Here is a 15,596-nt window from a genome sequence, read left to right on the forward strand (position 1 = left end):
AAAACAATGATATCGAATCATTGTTTTTTAGCGAGCTTATATCCCCATAAATAAATTTAGGGGCTTTACGCTCGCATTTGGTAAAGTCCTTTGACTTTACTTATTTTTTTTGCTATATTATATAGACCAATTGTTATATTTTTATAAAAAGGAGTATAAACATGTCTACAATGTCAAAAACAGATGCTAATATTAGCGAAAATAAAAATAATATTTTAATTACACTTTTAGCTTCAATCTGCTCATTAGGTCCGCTTGCTACTGATATGTATTTGCCAGCATTGCCTCAAATGACACTTGATTTTGCAACTACACCATCTATTATTCAATTAACACTTACATCTTGGCTTATTGGTCTTGCCATAGGGCAAGTCATAGCAGGACCATTAAGTGATATTTATGGCAGAACAAGACCTCTTGTTTTCGGTTTGATAATTTTTACTATCTCTTCTGTAGCTTGTATTTTTGCCCCATCTATTGAGCTTTTTATCTTTGCTCGTTTTATTGGTGGCTTTGCTGCTTCTTCCGCTTTAGTTGTCAGTCGTGCTATTGCCAGTGATATCTATAAAGGAACAATGCTCACTAAATTCTTAGCTACGGTAATGATTATTCAAGGTCTTGCTCCTATAATTGCGCCAGTACTCGGTGGTCAATTATTGCGTTTCTTCTCCTGGATAAGTGTTTTTGTTATTTTAACTCTTGCCGGCATCGGTATTACTCTTTTATCACTATTAAAATACAAAGAAACTCTTCCTGAAGAAAAACGTTTAAAAGGCGATATTGCCCATATTGTTAAAGTATTTTTCAGTTTATGTGCTAGACCTTATTTTGCTAGCTTATGTGCTATTCAATTCTTTGTTTTCTGTTCCTTGTTCGCTTATATATCTGGCATGCCTTTCATGCTTCAAGGTATTTATAATTTCACACCACAAGATGTTTCTCTCGTTTTTGCTTTCGTCGGTATCGGTATGATGATAGCTGGTAAAATCACTAATATTTTAACAGGTCGCATACCTGACTCTAAATTATTACTTATAGGACTTTGCCAAGGTTTGATTTTTGGTATATTATTTTTAGTAGGAATTGTTTTAGATTTTTCTATATATGTATTGATTATTTTATTGCTATTAACTCAAACAGCATTACCACTCACTGCTTCCACTAGTTTCTCACTTGCTATGCAAACTCAAAAGAAAGTTGCTGGTAGTGCTTCTGCATTACTCGGATTTTTCTCCACAATCTCTGGTGGTTTCGTAGCACCTATTGTAGGTATTGGTGGTGGTACTACAGCTCTTCCTACAGCCTTAGTAATTGCTGTTGCTGAAGTTTTAGCATTGATTATCTTCTTAACTATCACTAGAAAATATGTTAAAACTATAGCTTCTAATACAAAAGGATAATTGCCTATGAAAACAAATACAAAAGATATCTTTATTGATACAGCCTCCTCTTTATTTGCTAATCAAGGATATCACGCCACAGGAATTAGTGAAATTCTCAAAAAAAGTAATGCTCCTAAAGGCTCACTTTATTATTATTTTCCCCAAGGAAAAGAACAACTTGCTCAAGAAGCTTTGCAAAAAACTGCTGAAAAAATTTCTACAGAAATTTTAGATGTATTAGCTAAAGCTTCTACACCGCTTGAAGGCTTGCAACAACATTTAATATATATTGCGCAAAAGATTGAAAAAGATTTATTTCAACCAAATGTTTCCATAAGTCTAATAGCTTTAGAAACTTTTTCTTCTAATGAAATAATACGCCTAGAATGCGAACGTACTTTCCAGCAAATTCAAAATATCTATAAAAACAGTTTTTTAAAAATGAATTTGCAAGAAGATTATGCTGATTTTCTAGCTATGACTATGGTCATGCTGACAGAAGGTGCCATTACTTTATCTCTGACTAAAAAAAATACTCAACCTTTACATCAATTAGCTAATAATCTACCTTTATTTATAAATTTTAATAATCTTTTAGGGGAAAATTATGCTAAATAATGATGATTTTAATTTATTAAATACACTTTTTCCTGCATGGCAACAATTAACTACTAAACAACAACAAATCATTTCTCAAAATGCTTCTTTAATTCAAGTAAAAAAAAATAATTTTGTGCATACAACTAAAGAAGGTTGTTCTGGTATTTTAATCATCAAAAAAGGACAATTGCGAGTTTATACTTTATCTGAGCAAGGTAAAGATATCACTTTTTATCGCTTAAATGATGGCGATATTTCCATATTATCTGCTTCTTGTGTGATTAAAGATATTACGTTTGACATTTACATTGAAGCTTTAACTGATTGCGAGCTTATTCAAATCTTGCCTTGTGCTTTTGCTAAGGTCATGAATGAAAATATCTATCTTGAAGCCATCACTTATAAACTTGCTACTAAGCGTTTATGCACTGTAACCTGGGCTATGCAACAGATGATGTTCACCAGTTTTGATAAAAGACTTGCTGAGTTTTTACTCAATGAAAGTAATACTACTAATTCTGATGAAATCAATATGACTCATGAACAAATAGCCAAATTAATGGGTTCAGCTCGTGAAGTAGTAACGCGTATGCTCAAATATTTTTCTACTGAAGGATATGTAGAACTCACTCGTGGAAAAGTAAAAATCATAAATAAACAAGCACTAGAAAAACTCTAGTGCTTTTGTTTTTGTTTTTATGCTAAAATATTAATTATTATATATTGTCTTGGAGGTAATTTAATGAAAATAATTGTAGGTCTTGGCAATCCTGGTAATGAATATGCCAAAACCCGCCATAATGTCGGTTTTATGCTCGTTGATGCACTAGCTGAGCATCTTAATATAAATCTTTGGAAAGATAAATTCAATGCTCAAATTGCGGAAGGTCGCATTGGCACTGAAAAAATTTTACTAGTTAAACCGCAAACTTATATGAATAATAGCGGTGAAGCCGTTGGTCCTTTAATGCGTTGGTATAAAGTAACTCCAGAAGATATCATTGTAGCTCATGATGATATGGATATCCCTGCTGGCACTATTCGCATTCGCAAAAAAGGTAGTTCTGGCGGACACAATGGTATAAAATCTTTAATCGCTCATTTAGGCAGTGAAAATTTCCCACGTGTAAGACTCGGTGTTGGTAGACCTCTTCCTGGTTGGAGCGTAGTAAATCATGTTCTTGCTCCATTTCCTCAAGAAGATAAAACAGCTGTAGATGAAGCGATCAAATATCTTATCCCTGCTGTAGAATGTATCGTTAATGATTCTGTCGATATGGCTATGAATAAATACAATCCTAAAAAAGCAAAGAAAAATAAAGTAAAACAGGAGGATAAAAATAATGGCTGATATTCGTGCATTATATGCTGATGAAGATGGTAATATTCTAGATGCCCCAAAAGGTTTCCAAGCTTTAGCTAGAACTGGAACAGATATCATCGAACTTTCCCCAGATGATTTAATTCCACTTCCAGAATCTGCTGATTTAATGTTTTTACCAGACCGTTTACCACTTGCCAAATACGGTGATGAAATCATGCCTATCATGGGCAATGCCGTAGCTGCCATCTTGCCTGCTGGTTATACTCGTTTATATATGCCAGCTTTCAAAAAAGAAGATGACGCTCAAATGCTCCCACTTTACGGCTATACTGCTGTTGTTGTCTATAAAGATGAACTTTATGTAGCAGCTATGTACACTGATGAAAATGATAAATGGGACCCTGCGCATTACAATACTCGCAATTTGCATAAATTAGTTAAACGCGTTCAAAAAGATTTACCAGATAATCGCCTTGTTGAACATTTAGGTAATTGTTCTTTAACATGGCATTGTTGCACAGCTCAAAATCTATTTTATCGCCGTTGGGAAGCTGGTATTCCATCTTCTCCAGTTTGCAATGCTAATTGTTTTGGTTGTATCTCTCTTCAACCTGCTGAATGCTGTCCATCTCCACAAAGTCGCATAAAATTCCGTCCTACACCAAAGGAAATTGCTCAAATCGGTATCTATCATTTAGAAACAGCACCTGACGCTATCATCAGTTTTGGTCAAGGCTGTGAAGGTGAACCATCTCTTGCTGTAGATAATATCGTACCCGCTATTGAAAAAATCCGCAAAAAAACAGACAAAGGTCAAATCAATATAAATACTAATGCCGGCTATACAGAAGGTATCAAACGCATTGTTGATGCTGGTCTTGATAGTATGCGTGTAAGTATTATCAGTGCTATTCCTGAAAATTACAAAGCTTATTATCGCGGTAGTTATGAACTTGATAATGTAAAAGAATCCATTCGCTACGCTCATGAACATGGCGTGCATATTTCTTTAAATATGCTTTATTTCCCTGGCTTTAATGATAGCGAAAGTGAATTTAAAGCATGGAAAGAATTTTTACATGAAAATCCTGTAAATATGATTCAAATCCGCAATTTAAATATCGACCCTGATGCTTTTGCCGAAATCATGCCACCATTTACTAAAGCTATCGGCACTAAAGAATTTATTCGCCAATTACACGAAGAATTCCCTGATATCGTCATTGGTAATTTTAGTCATTATCAAAAAGGAGAATAAATCATGGTCATCAATCCTAGAGTAGAAATGATGCCAACTGAAGAAAAAGTTGAACTCATTTTACAACGCTTTCGTAAAAATCTTCGTTGGGCATTAGAAAAATCCTCTTTCTACAAAAAGAAATACAATGGTCTTGATATTCATGCTGAAGATATAAAAACTTTATCTGATATAAGAAATCTCCCTGTAACGACTAGAGATGAACTTATTCAAGCATCTGCCTTTGATTTATTAACAGGCCCACTTAGTCAGACTTTGCGTTTTAACCGAACAATCAGCGGTTTATATCGCGGTTTTACAGCAGACGATATTGCACGCAATATCGATATCGCTATCAGACCTTTAGCTAGCAATGATATCAATAAAACATCAACTTTGATTATCTGTGGTAATTATAGCTCTCAATATTTATTGGACTTACATTATGCAGCTGAAGCATTAGGTGCTACAGTACTTCCTTGTAATAGCGTAGATGCTGCTATTGATGTTATTGGCATTTTCAATGCTACATCTTTAATCATCAGTGCTAAAAATTTAAAAACCATGATTGAACGAAATGTTGATCACTTACCGCCAAAAATCATTGTTTTAATTGATAACTTCCAAGATACAACACTTGATGAAATCGAACATCATTTCCATCATCCATTAGCTAAAGTCTATATGTCTAAGTACTTTGGCTTTGCAGGTATCATTTTCACTTGTGAACATAATCATGTTCATGTACAAGATGATTATCTCTATCCAGAAGTTGTTGATAATAAATTAGTCATTACTCCTTTAACATTTGAAGCAATGCCTATCATTCGCTTCCAGACTAAACTCACAGCTTCTATTGATTATAAACATACTTGCGAATGTGGTCGTACTTTTGCCACTATACAATTAGAAAAATAAATCTCAATATATTTAATTTAGGAAAGGGATACTTTATGAAAATCATGCACTTGTCCGACCTTCATCTCGGTAAAAATCTCAATGGTTTTTCTCTATATGAAGACCAAAGGCATATCCATAAACAAATATTTCAAATAGCAAAAGAAGAAGCTATTGACGCTGTTATGATTGCTGGCGATGTATTTGATAAATCCGTTCCTACCAATCAAGCTATACAATTATTTGATGAATTTTTAACATCTTGGGCAGAGTTACATCTGCCCGTTTTTATTATCAGCGGTAATCATGATAGTGCCCAACGTGTAGCTTTTGGAGCGAATTTATTTAAAGACAATAATATTTTTATCTCACCCATTTATGACGGCAAAATTTCTCATATCACTTTAAAAGATGAACATGGCAATATTAATTTTTATCTTTTGCCATTTATTAAACCAGCTATTGTAAGAAGTTATTTTCCTGATGAAGAAATCACTTCTTATAATCAAGCAGTAAAAATAGCTCTAAAGCAAATATCTTTAAATCCAAATGAACGCAATATTTTAATCGCTCATCAATTCGTAACAGGTGCTTACACTTGCGACTCTGAAGAAATTATCGTCGGCGGTATAGATAATGTCGATGCCCAATTATTTCAAGATTTCGATTATGTAGCACTTGGTCATTTGCATACACCGCAAAATGTTTTAAATGAAAAAATTCGTTATTGCGGAACTTTATTAAAATATTCTTTTTCAGAAGCTAATCAAGAAAAAACTGTTACTATCCTTAATTTTCCACAGAAAAACAAATTGACTATTTATGAAAAAAAACTTTCATTTCTTCATGATATGCGTAAATTAAAAGGCTCTTATGCAGAATTAACGCTAAAGAGTAATTATGAACAGACGAATACAGATGATTATTTGGCTATAACACTCACTGATGAAGAAGATATTCCTGATGCCATCAATCGTCTGCGTTCTATCTATCCTAATATCATGCAACTGACCTATGATAACCTTCGCACCAAAACAGTTCAAAATATCGAAACTACAGATATTGCCAATTTAAAAACGCCATTAAATCTCTTTGAAGAATTATATTACAAACAAAATAATCAAAATTTAAATGATAAGCAAATAGATATTTTACAAGAATTAATCCAAGATATCTGGGAGGGAAAATAATGCGTCCTTTGAAATTAACTATATCAGCTTTCGGTGCTTATGCTGATAAATGCGAATTGGATCTGAGTCTATTAGGCAATAAAGGTATCTATCTAATCAGTGGCAATACAGGTGCAGGCAAAACCACAATTTTTGATGCTATTACTTTTGCCCTCTATGGTCATACTAGTGGTGGTATCCGTGAAAATGAAATGCTTCGCAGTAAATATGCCGATAAAAACACACCTACATTTGTAGAAATGGCTTTTTTATACAACAATGAGTCATACACTATTCGCCGTAATCCTGAATATCTTCGCCCTGCCAAAAAAGGAAATGGCTTCGTCAAAGAAAAAGCTCAAGCAGAATTTTATCCACCCAATCAACAGCCAATAACAGGCATAAAAGAAGTAAACTCTGCCATAAATGAGTTAATCGGTCTTGATGTAAATCAATTTACACAAATAGCCATGATTGCTCAAGGAGAATTTTTAAAATTAATCCATGCTTCGACAAAAGAACGCAGTGATATTTTCCGCAAAATCTTCAATACTAAACCATATCAACAATTACAAGAAAAATTAAAAGAACGCTTCAATGCTCTCAAAAAAGATTTTCTCTTGATTGATAATAGTATTAAGCAATATATAGAAACAATCATACTTCCTGAAAATATGAATTATGACTTCAATCCCTTGATGCCTAAAGATTGCCTTATAAATCTAGAACAAATCATTAATCAAGATAAAAATGATTTAAAACAATTAGAAAAAGATTTTACGGTTTTAGAACAAAATATCAAAGAAAATGAAAAAATTATAAATACTGCTATTAATCAACAGCAGATACAGCAAAAAATCAATGAATATCAGTCAGAATTAACAACTAAAACAAAAACGCTCCCTAATATTCAAGAAAAATTATCCCTAGTACAAAAAGATTTTGAAATAAAATCCACTTCATTAAATGTAAATATTGCCAAATTAACAGAAGAATTACCTAAATATCAATATATATCTAAACAGCAAAATCTCTTACAAACAGCAAAAAAAGCATTGCAAAGCAAACAGCAACAAATGGCAAATGATGAAACCACTTTAGCAAAATTAACGCAAACTATAAATGATATACAAACAGATTTAAAAACTCTAACAGATGTAAATGTACAGATTGAACAAACAAATTCTGCACAAAAAGAAAATAATCAACGACTACAAAATTTAACAAAACTCTCTACACTACTTGAAGAATATAAACAAACATCTTTAAAACACAGAGAATATAAGACAAAATGGCAACAACAACAGGCAAAACTTGCTGAATTAGAGCAAATTTATACTCAACAAAATCACTTGTTTTTGGCAGAACAAGCAGGCATTTTAGCCAAAGATTTAAAACCATACACACCTTGCCCTGTTTGCGGTTCTACAAATCATCCACAATTAGCCAAAATATCTACGTTGGCACCAACTCAAGCTGAGCTTGAACAATTAAAAAATAAACGCGATATTTTCTCCCAAAAATTGAATGAAATTACCCAATTAGCTAGCGAATTAAATGGTAAATTGCATAATCTTTTTACGGAAATAAAAGCACAAGCAGAAAATATTTTAGGTAACTTCACTCAAAAAACTATCTTTCATGATGTAGAAATAAAAAAATGTGAACTTCTAAACGAAAAAAATCAGCTTAATAAACAATTAATCCAGTTAAATAAATTAAGCCAAAAACAAATAAACTTAAATGCACAATTAGAAAAAAATCTATTATTACAAAAAAATTTAGAGCAAAAACTTCTAACATTAAATACTTCTATCGTCAAAGAAAATACAGATATTGAAATCTTAATAACTGAAATCAATACCTTGACTAAAGCTCTTTTATTCACTGATGAAAATGAAGCTAGAAAGCAACTTCAAAAATATAAACAAACACAAAATTATTTACAACAAAATCTCGCTACTGCTCAAACTGAATTTGATAGATTAAATCAATCACTTGTAGAAATCAAAGCTAAAATCGCCTCACTACAAACACAACTCACACCTCAAAATTATGATTTAAACGAATTAGAAAAAATTCAACAAGAATATTTAGCAACAAAAGAAAATTTAATGCCTCAAATACAGAAACTGCATACTAGAATTACTACTAATTACCAAATTCAACAAAAATTAATGAAAAAAATCGAACTATTAGATGATAAACAATCCCTTTATAGCAATATACAAGCACTCTACACTACAGCTACAGGTTCAGTTGCCGGCAAAGAACGCATTATGCTTGAAACTTATGTACAAATGCACTATTTCGATCGAATTTTAATTCGAGCTAATACTCGTTTGATGATGATGACACAAGGTCAATATGAATTAGTGCGCTGTAAATCAAGTGAACAACTTCGCTCGCAAACTGGTTTAGAATTAGATGTAATCGACCACTACAACGGTACGACTCGCAGTGTAAAAACTCTATCTGGTGGCGAGTCCTTCAAAGCTTCCTTATCTTTAGCTCTCGGTTTATCTGATGAAATTCAATCTTTTGCCGGTGGCATTCATTTAGATACTATGTTTATTGATGAAGGGTTTGGCTCTTTAGATAGTGAATCACTTGCTCAAGCAATCAAAGTTCTTTCTCAATTATCTCAAGGAAATAAATTAATCGGTATCATCTCTCATGTAGATGAATTAAAAGAAAAAATTGATAAACAAATTCAAATCACCAAAAATCATGAAAAAGGTAGCACGGCTAAAATCCTTATTTAACAAGGCTTTTAGCCCCTTTTTTTTACAAAGCAAAAAAACTTTAATTTTTTTCAAAAAAAGTGTTGACATTTGTTTCAAAGTTCTATATAATAATCTACGTTGTCAAGCGACAACAACGCAATACGGTTCACTAGCTCAGTTGGCAGAGCACCTGACTTTTAATCAGGGTGTCCCGAGTTCGAATCTCGGGTGAGCCACCATTACAATGGCGCGTTGGTCAAGTGGTTAAGACACCGCCCTTTCACGGCGGCTTCATGGGTTCGAATCCCATACGCGTCACCATATTTGGGCGATTAGCTCAGCTGGGAGAGCGCTTGCCTTACAAGCAAGATGTCAGCAGTTCGATCCTGTTATCGCCCACCACTACGGCCCGGTAGTTTAGTTGGTTAGAATGCCGCCCTGTCACGGCGGAGGTCAGGGGTTCAAGTCCCCTTCGGGTCGCCATTTTTATTTGCCTCGGTAGCTCAGTCGGTAGAGCAGGGGACTGAAAATCCCCGTGTCAGTGGTTCGATTCCGCTCTGAGGCACCATTTTTTTATTTGGGCGGTTAGCTCAGCTGGGAGAGCGCTTGCCTTACAAGCAAGATGTCAGCAGTTCGATCCTGTTACCGCCCACCATAATGAAATATCTACACTACCCTCTCTCATTAAAGGGTAGTTTTTTTATACCCAAATTTAAGTATTTATGATAAACTTTCTATATAAAATTATTTTTACCAAAATTTGATAAAGGAGTCTGCTATATGATTAAATGGATTATCTCCGATATGGACGGTACTTTACTTGTTGAACCTAATAAATTACCTGATGATTTTGATGAAATTATGGATTTATTAAAACAACATAATATTATGTTTTCACCTGCTAGCGGACGCCAATATCAAGCACTTGTTTCCCAATTTCCTAAATATAAAGATGATTTACTTTTTATTTCTGAAAATGGAACTTATGTCTGCCAACATGATAAAGAAATTTTTTCTGCTACATTACCAGATACTGCTGTACAAAAAATTATTGATGAAACTGCAAAATTACCAAAAGTAGAAATTGTATTAAGCGGTAAAAAAGGTGGCTATATCATCTCTCAAAATAAAGAATTTCATGATGAATTAAATCTTTATTACACTCAGTATAAAATTCTTCATGATTTTTCTGAAGTTGATGATGAAATTATTAAAATTTCTCTTTGTGATTGTTTTAATCGCGATTCTTTAAATAATGTCTATAAAAAATTCTTACCTTTAGCTGATGAAATGCAAGTAGTTTTAAGCAGTGATATTTGGGTGGATATCATTCCTCTAGGCATTAACAAAGGTGTAGCTATCCAAAAATTACAGAAAAAATTAAATATAAAACCAGAAGAATGTGTCGCTTTTGGCGATTATTTAAATGATTATGAAATGATGCAATCTGTATATTATAGTTATGCTATGGAAAATGCCATTCCTGAATTAAAGAAAGTAGCTCGCTATATAGCACCACCAAACTATAAAAATGGTGTAGTTAAAACAATTCGTCAATTACTTGCTCAACAAGAAAGTAATCATTGATTAAATATCAAATAGAAAGAAGCTAATATTATGAAATTAGATTATCATATGCATTTTGAATATGGCTCTTATGATGAAAATTGGGTCAAAGGATTTTTTGATAGTGCCAAAGACCATGGATTGACAGAAATCGGCATCTCCGAACATAGCCATACTTTTCCTGAATTCAAAGATTTATATTATCAAGATTTAATTTTAGATGATAGCTTTGTAGGTAAATTCCAACAGCAATGGTTAAAGAAAAATAAATTCAAATACACTTTAGATGATTATTTTAACTTTATGGCAAAATTGCGAAAATTAGGCTACAAGGTTAAAACAGGAATTGAAGTATGCAATTTCCAAGACCAAGAAAAAGTAAAAAGTATTTTAGCACCATATGATTTTGACTATATCATTGGCTCTATCCATTTTCTTCATGGTTGGGCTTATGATTCTTCAGAAATAAAAGATGAATGGAATAATCATACTTTAGAAGAAATCTATGATTGGTATGCACAAGAAGTTGAAAAACTCTGTGCTAGTAAAATCTATGATGTTTTAGGTCATCCATTTAATATTCGTTTATTTAAAAATATACCAGATTTTGATGTTACACCTTATTTAGTCCGTGTAGCTAAAGCTGTTAAAGAAGCTAATATGGCTATCGATATCAATACTGGTACTTTATATCGCTATCCTATAGCTGAAATTTCACCATATCCTGATTTTATGAAAATCGCTGTAGAATACAATCTTCCTATTATCACTTCTTCTGATGCACATAAACCAGAACATTGTGGTAATCATATTGATGATGCTATTTCATATGCTAAATCTTTTGGCTATAACCAATCTATACGTTTTGCAAAAAGACAACGTGAATTTGTAGAACTAGGATAATATAATTAAAAGGACGATAACTTTTAATAGTTATCGTCTTTTTTTATTAATATATTTTTTTAACTTTAAAACCATGTTCATGTAAGCTATGAGTAATTTGTTGAATATGCTCTATACCATTTGTTTCAACAGTTACTTCAAGCACTACTTTCTTGAAGCTATCTGTTACTTTAGCCTGATTGTGGTCTAGTTTAATTACATTGGCATTTAAATCTGCTAAAATTTGAGAAATCGCCAATAACTGACCAGGTTTATCTGGAAGTTGTACACTAAAGCAAAATACTCGACCACGAGCGATTAAAGCTTTATCAATAAGTGCTGAAATTGTAGAAATATCAATATTACCACCACTTACGATAGCAGCCACTTTCTTACCTTTGAATTGTAATTTTCTGCTAGCTGCTAAAGATAATACGCCCGCACCTTCAGCAATCAATTTATGTTTTTCAATCAAAGATAATAAAGCTGACATAATTTCAAATTCAGAAACGGTAATTACTTCATCTACATATTTTTTAATGAATTCAAATGTTACATCACCTGGTGTTTTTACTGCTGTACCTTCTGCTACAGTATCAACGCTTGGCAAAGATACTACTTTATTTTCCTGAAGTGATGCTTTGATACAAGCTGCTCCACAAGGTTCTACACCGATTACTTTTACATGTGGATTTACCATTTTAGTCGCAAGTGCTACACCACTGGCAAAACCGCCACCACCGATAGGTACTAAAATCGCATCAACATCTTTTAAATCGTCAATGATTTCTAAAGCTGTAGTACCTTGACCTAAGATAACTTCGATATCATTAAATGGGTGAATAAATGTATAATTGAATTCTTGTTGTAATTCTACTGCTTTTGCTGCCGCATCATCAAAACTATCTCCAGATAATACAACTTCTGCTCCATAAGCACGAGTTGCTTCTACTTTTAATAATGGAGTAGTCGCTGGCATAACAATTACAGCCTTAACGCCTAATTGTTGAGCTGCATAAGCTACACCTTGAGCATGATTACCAGCTGAAGCTGCAATTACACCATGAGCTTTTTGTTCTTCACTCAACTGACTAATGCAGTTATACGCTCCGCGAAGTTTGAAAGAACCTGTTTTTTGCAAGTTTTCAGGTTTTATATATATATCATTATGTGATAAATTGGAAAAATAATCACTGTAGATTAATTTAGTTTTGTATATAACACCATCTAAATTTTTAACAGCACGATACACATCAGCTATAGTTGTTTTTTCTACTATTTCCTGTGGTGTTAATTTTACTTCTACTTGCTCTTTAGCCAATAAAACCATCTCCTTTTTGTTTACTTAAAATTATGTAGATGTTTTCTATTATATCATAAAATTAACAACTTTACATATATAAAAAATTGTAAATAAAAAAAGTGATGAATTAAACTCCTATTTAGTCTAATTCATCACTATTATTTTTATTAGTTAAATAAATATCCAGATGGGTCTACAGCTTGTCCATTTATGCGAACTTCATAATGTACATGAGGGCCTGTTGAAAAGCCTGTACTTCCCATGTAAGCAATAATCTGTCCACGTTTTACTTGTTGACCAGCAGATACTACTACATAAGAAGCATGTCCATAACGAGTCATCACTCCGTTGCCATGATCGATATCTACCATATTGCCATATCCGCCAGAATTCCAACCAGCAATGCTGACAACGCCATCAGCTGTTGCTCTGATTGGTGTTCCCATATCATTTGCAATATCAATACCAGGGTGGAAATCGCTACCACCCCAACGAAGACCATATGGTGAACTTACTACACCTTTAGCTGGCCAAATAGATGGAGTAATAGATATAGTCTGATTAGCAATTGCTACTTGCTGACGTTTCATCATGATAGCAGTCTGCAAACGTTTCTTCAATTCTTCCATATTATTTAATTTACCATTCATTGTATTTTCTACAGTATCTAAGGTAAGACGTACATTTTCTATAGTAGGTGTTTGCGGATAAGGTCCACCTTGTCCATTTTGTTCTGGATTTACACTATCTCCATTATTTCCTTCTGGAATTTCTATACCAGATAATTGTTTTAATTCATTTTCCAAATTATTTAATTGGTCCATATCTTCTTTTAAGCTATTAGCTTTTTTATCAAGTTCAGATAATTGTTGCTGTTGAAGTGCATTTGCTTCTTGCAATTCTTGTAAATGCTGTTTATCTGCTTGATTATTGAAATATACATAACCTGCAAAACTCAATGAACCAACGACTAATACTATCATAATAACTACAGATGCCATCACATATCTGAGCATATTTTTACTTATAGTAAATAATTTTACATCATCTGTTTTATTAGGTATGATTTTTATTGTATATTCATCATTTTTTACTACTTTTTTATCTTCTTTTATATCTTCTATTTCTGTTTCTGTATTATTTTGTTCAGTAGCTTGTTTATTTAACTCTTCCTGACTCAAAACTTAAACCTCCTGTATCTTTAAATAATAAATAATAGTAAACATTTATTTCCTAATTTCTTATTATAACATAAATAAAAAGCATTTTGCCTTGCAAATAGCCAAGCAAAATGCTTTTTTTCATTAAAATTCAATTAAGATTTTATCTAATTTCCCTACAACTTTCTCTTTTTACTAAAAAATACGGCACAATAATTTTTGTCGCAAATAAATTAGGATTTTCTATATGCTTACTAAGCTGAGAAGCCGCTTCTACTCCCAATTGATAAGCATTTATATCTATAGATGTCAATTGTGGATTCATCATACGAGCAAAGATAGAATTATTAAAACTTATGATGGATAAATCCTCTGGCACTTTTAAATTGCATGCAGAAATCAAATTACCTATAGAAACAGCTACAATATCATCATAAATCAATAAAGCAGTTGGTCGATTTTCACTAATTAACAAATCCTTAAGCTTATTATATTTTTCCTCAGAATTCAATGCAAATTCTAAACAATAATTAGGATTATATTCAATATTATGTTCACTTAATGCTAATAAATATCCGGCTTTTCGATCGCTAGAAAATACCTTGTAATTATCTGTACCTATATAAGCAATTTTCTTATGACCTAAAGATATAAGATATTCACATGCTTCTTTTGCAGCTTGCACATTATCATTATCTACATAGATAGTATCATTTATCATCTTTGTAGCTTTACCAATCAATACAAATAACAATTTTTGCTCATACATATAATTAATTATTGAATCATCTATATTTGAATATAAAAAGATAAATCCATCTGCCTCTGAAGCTTTTATACTTCTTATCAATTCTTCATCAGTTTCACCTGTTATTACTAATAAAGTATATTGCTTTTTATTACAATATTTACCAATTCCCTTTATAGCTTCTAAATAAAAAGGATTTTCATAAACATCTGTTTTACTTTTAGGAAATACTACACCTATTTTGCGCATACTAATATTCTGTTGTAAATTATTTTGCTCGTAACCTAATTCTTCCATCGCTTTTTTTACTCTGTCTTTTGTTTCTTGACTAATTGATGGATGATTTTTACACGTTCTTGATACGGTTGATGGTGATACCCCAGCCAATTTCGCGACATCTTTAATTGTAACTGCCATAAAAATTCTCCTCTATATCTATAATAAAAAATTCGTCTTTTATATCTATAAATATTAAACCACATTTCTATATTTTACGCAACTATTTACGCAATTATTTGCATATAAATTGCGTAAATTATTTTATTTTTAATGCAATTATTTCGTAAAATTTATTGCAATTTTTCGCAAAACTCTTTATAATA

At 32.3% G+C, this 15,596-nt stretch carries 13 protein-coding genes and 6 tRNA genes; 16 read left to right on the forward strand and 3 right to left on the reverse strand.

The annotated features are described in order from the left end of the window. The first annotated feature begins 161 nt into the window (after positions 1 to 161). The 16 genes from AC5LAX_RS12390 (at position 162) to AC5LAX_RS12465 (ending at position 11,804) form a co-directional block, all read left to right on the forward strand. Positions 162 to 1,400: a multidrug effflux MFS transporter gene (locus AC5LAX_RS12390; RefSeq protein ID WP_015563496.1), complete on the forward strand. Its 1,239-nt coding sequence runs from the start codon at positions 162 to 164 to the stop codon at positions 1,398 to 1,400. 6 nt (positions 1,401 to 1,406) lie between these two features. Further along, entirely contained in the window at positions 1,407 to 2,000 is a 594-nt protein-coding gene (locus AC5LAX_RS12395) for a TetR/AcrR family transcriptional regulator (protein ID WP_117585774.1), read from the forward strand. Continuing rightward, a complete protein-coding gene (locus AC5LAX_RS12400) occupies positions 1,990 to 2,661 on the forward strand; it encodes a Crp/Fnr family transcriptional regulator (protein ID WP_278546147.1) in 672 nt (223 codons plus the stop codon). Before AC5LAX_RS12395 ends, AC5LAX_RS12400 begins: the two co-directional genes overlap by 11 nt. 63 nt (positions 2,662 to 2,724) lie before the next feature. Then, positions 2,725 to 3,333 (forward strand): aminoacyl-tRNA hydrolase, encoded by a 609-nt coding sequence (gene pth, locus AC5LAX_RS12405; protein ID WP_008540127.1) that lies wholly within the window; start codon positions 2,725 to 2,727, stop codon positions 3,331 to 3,333. Continuing rightward, entirely contained in the window at positions 3,326 to 4,564 is a 1,239-nt protein-coding gene (locus AC5LAX_RS12410) for a radical SAM family protein (protein WP_019000157.1), read from the forward strand. The genes pth and AC5LAX_RS12410 overlap by 8 nt, the downstream gene beginning before the upstream one ends. A 3-nt stretch (positions 4,565 to 4,567) precedes the next feature. Beyond that, a complete protein-coding gene (locus tag AC5LAX_RS12415) occupies positions 4,568 to 5,461 on the forward strand; it encodes a phenylacetate--CoA ligase family protein (RefSeq protein ID WP_008540130.1) in 894 nt (297 codons plus the stop codon). 35 nt (positions 5,462 to 5,496) lie between these two features. Continuing rightward, positions 5,497 to 6,630 (forward strand): exonuclease SbcCD subunit D, encoded by a 1,134-nt coding sequence (locus AC5LAX_RS12420; RefSeq protein WP_288908974.1) that lies wholly within the window; start codon positions 5,497 to 5,499, stop codon positions 6,628 to 6,630. Then, positions 6,630 to 9,374, forward strand: coding sequence for an AAA family ATPase (locus AC5LAX_RS12425; RefSeq protein WP_288908973.1), 2,745 nt, complete (start codon positions 6,630 to 6,632; stop codon positions 9,372 to 9,374). Before AC5LAX_RS12420 ends, AC5LAX_RS12425 begins: the two co-directional genes overlap by 1 nt. A gap of 124 nt (positions 9,375 to 9,498) precedes the next feature. Continuing rightward, positions 9,499 to 9,574 (forward strand) — tRNA-Lys (locus AC5LAX_RS12430). Positions 9,575 to 9,581: 7 nt separating this feature from the next. Beyond that, positions 9,582 to 9,656 (forward strand) — tRNA-Glu (locus tag AC5LAX_RS12435). Between the two features lie 5 nt (positions 9,657 to 9,661). Then, positions 9,662 to 9,737: transfer RNA gene (locus tag AC5LAX_RS12440), tRNA-Val, on the forward strand. Positions 9,738 to 9,741: 4 nt separating this feature from the next. Further along, positions 9,742 to 9,818, forward strand: a tRNA-Asp gene (locus tag AC5LAX_RS12445). Positions 9,819 to 9,827: 9 nt separating this feature from the next. Continuing rightward, positions 9,828 to 9,903 (forward strand) — tRNA-Phe (locus tag AC5LAX_RS12450). Between the two features lie 11 nt (positions 9,904 to 9,914). Then, positions 9,915 to 9,990 (forward strand) — tRNA-Val (locus AC5LAX_RS12455). A gap of 125 nt (positions 9,991 to 10,115) precedes the next feature. Then, positions 10,116 to 10,922: an HAD family hydrolase gene (locus AC5LAX_RS12460; RefSeq protein WP_008540136.1), complete on the forward strand. Its 807-nt coding sequence runs from the start codon at positions 10,116 to 10,118 to the stop codon at positions 10,920 to 10,922. Between the two features lie 30 nt (positions 10,923 to 10,952). Then, complete coding sequence (locus tag AC5LAX_RS12465) at positions 10,953 to 11,804, forward strand: PHP domain-containing protein (RefSeq protein WP_117585713.1); 852 nt, start codon at positions 10,953 to 10,955, stop codon at positions 11,802 to 11,804. Positions 11,805 to 11,850: 46 nt separating this feature from the next. Here AC5LAX_RS12465 and ilvA read toward each other — a convergent pair whose 3' ends face one another. The 3 genes from ilvA to AC5LAX_RS12480 form a co-directional block, all read right to left on the reverse strand. After that, a complete protein-coding gene (gene ilvA / locus AC5LAX_RS12470) occupies positions 11,851 to 13,113 on the reverse strand; it encodes a threonine ammonia-lyase (RefSeq protein WP_015563507.1) in 1,263 nt (420 codons plus the stop codon). Between the two features lie 140 nt (positions 13,114 to 13,253). Continuing rightward, entirely contained in the window at positions 13,254 to 14,267 is a 1,014-nt protein-coding gene (locus AC5LAX_RS12475) for a M23 family metallopeptidase (RefSeq protein ID WP_117585712.1), read from the reverse strand. A gap of 142 nt (positions 14,268 to 14,409) precedes the next feature. Then, complete coding sequence (locus AC5LAX_RS12480) at positions 14,410 to 15,411, reverse strand: LacI family DNA-binding transcriptional regulator (protein ID WP_117585711.1); 1,002 nt, start codon at positions 15,409 to 15,411, stop codon at positions 14,410 to 14,412. Between the last annotated feature and the right edge of the window lie 185 nt (positions 15,412 to 15,596).

The sequence above is a fragment of the Megamonas sp. genome (genome assembly GCF_986095205.1).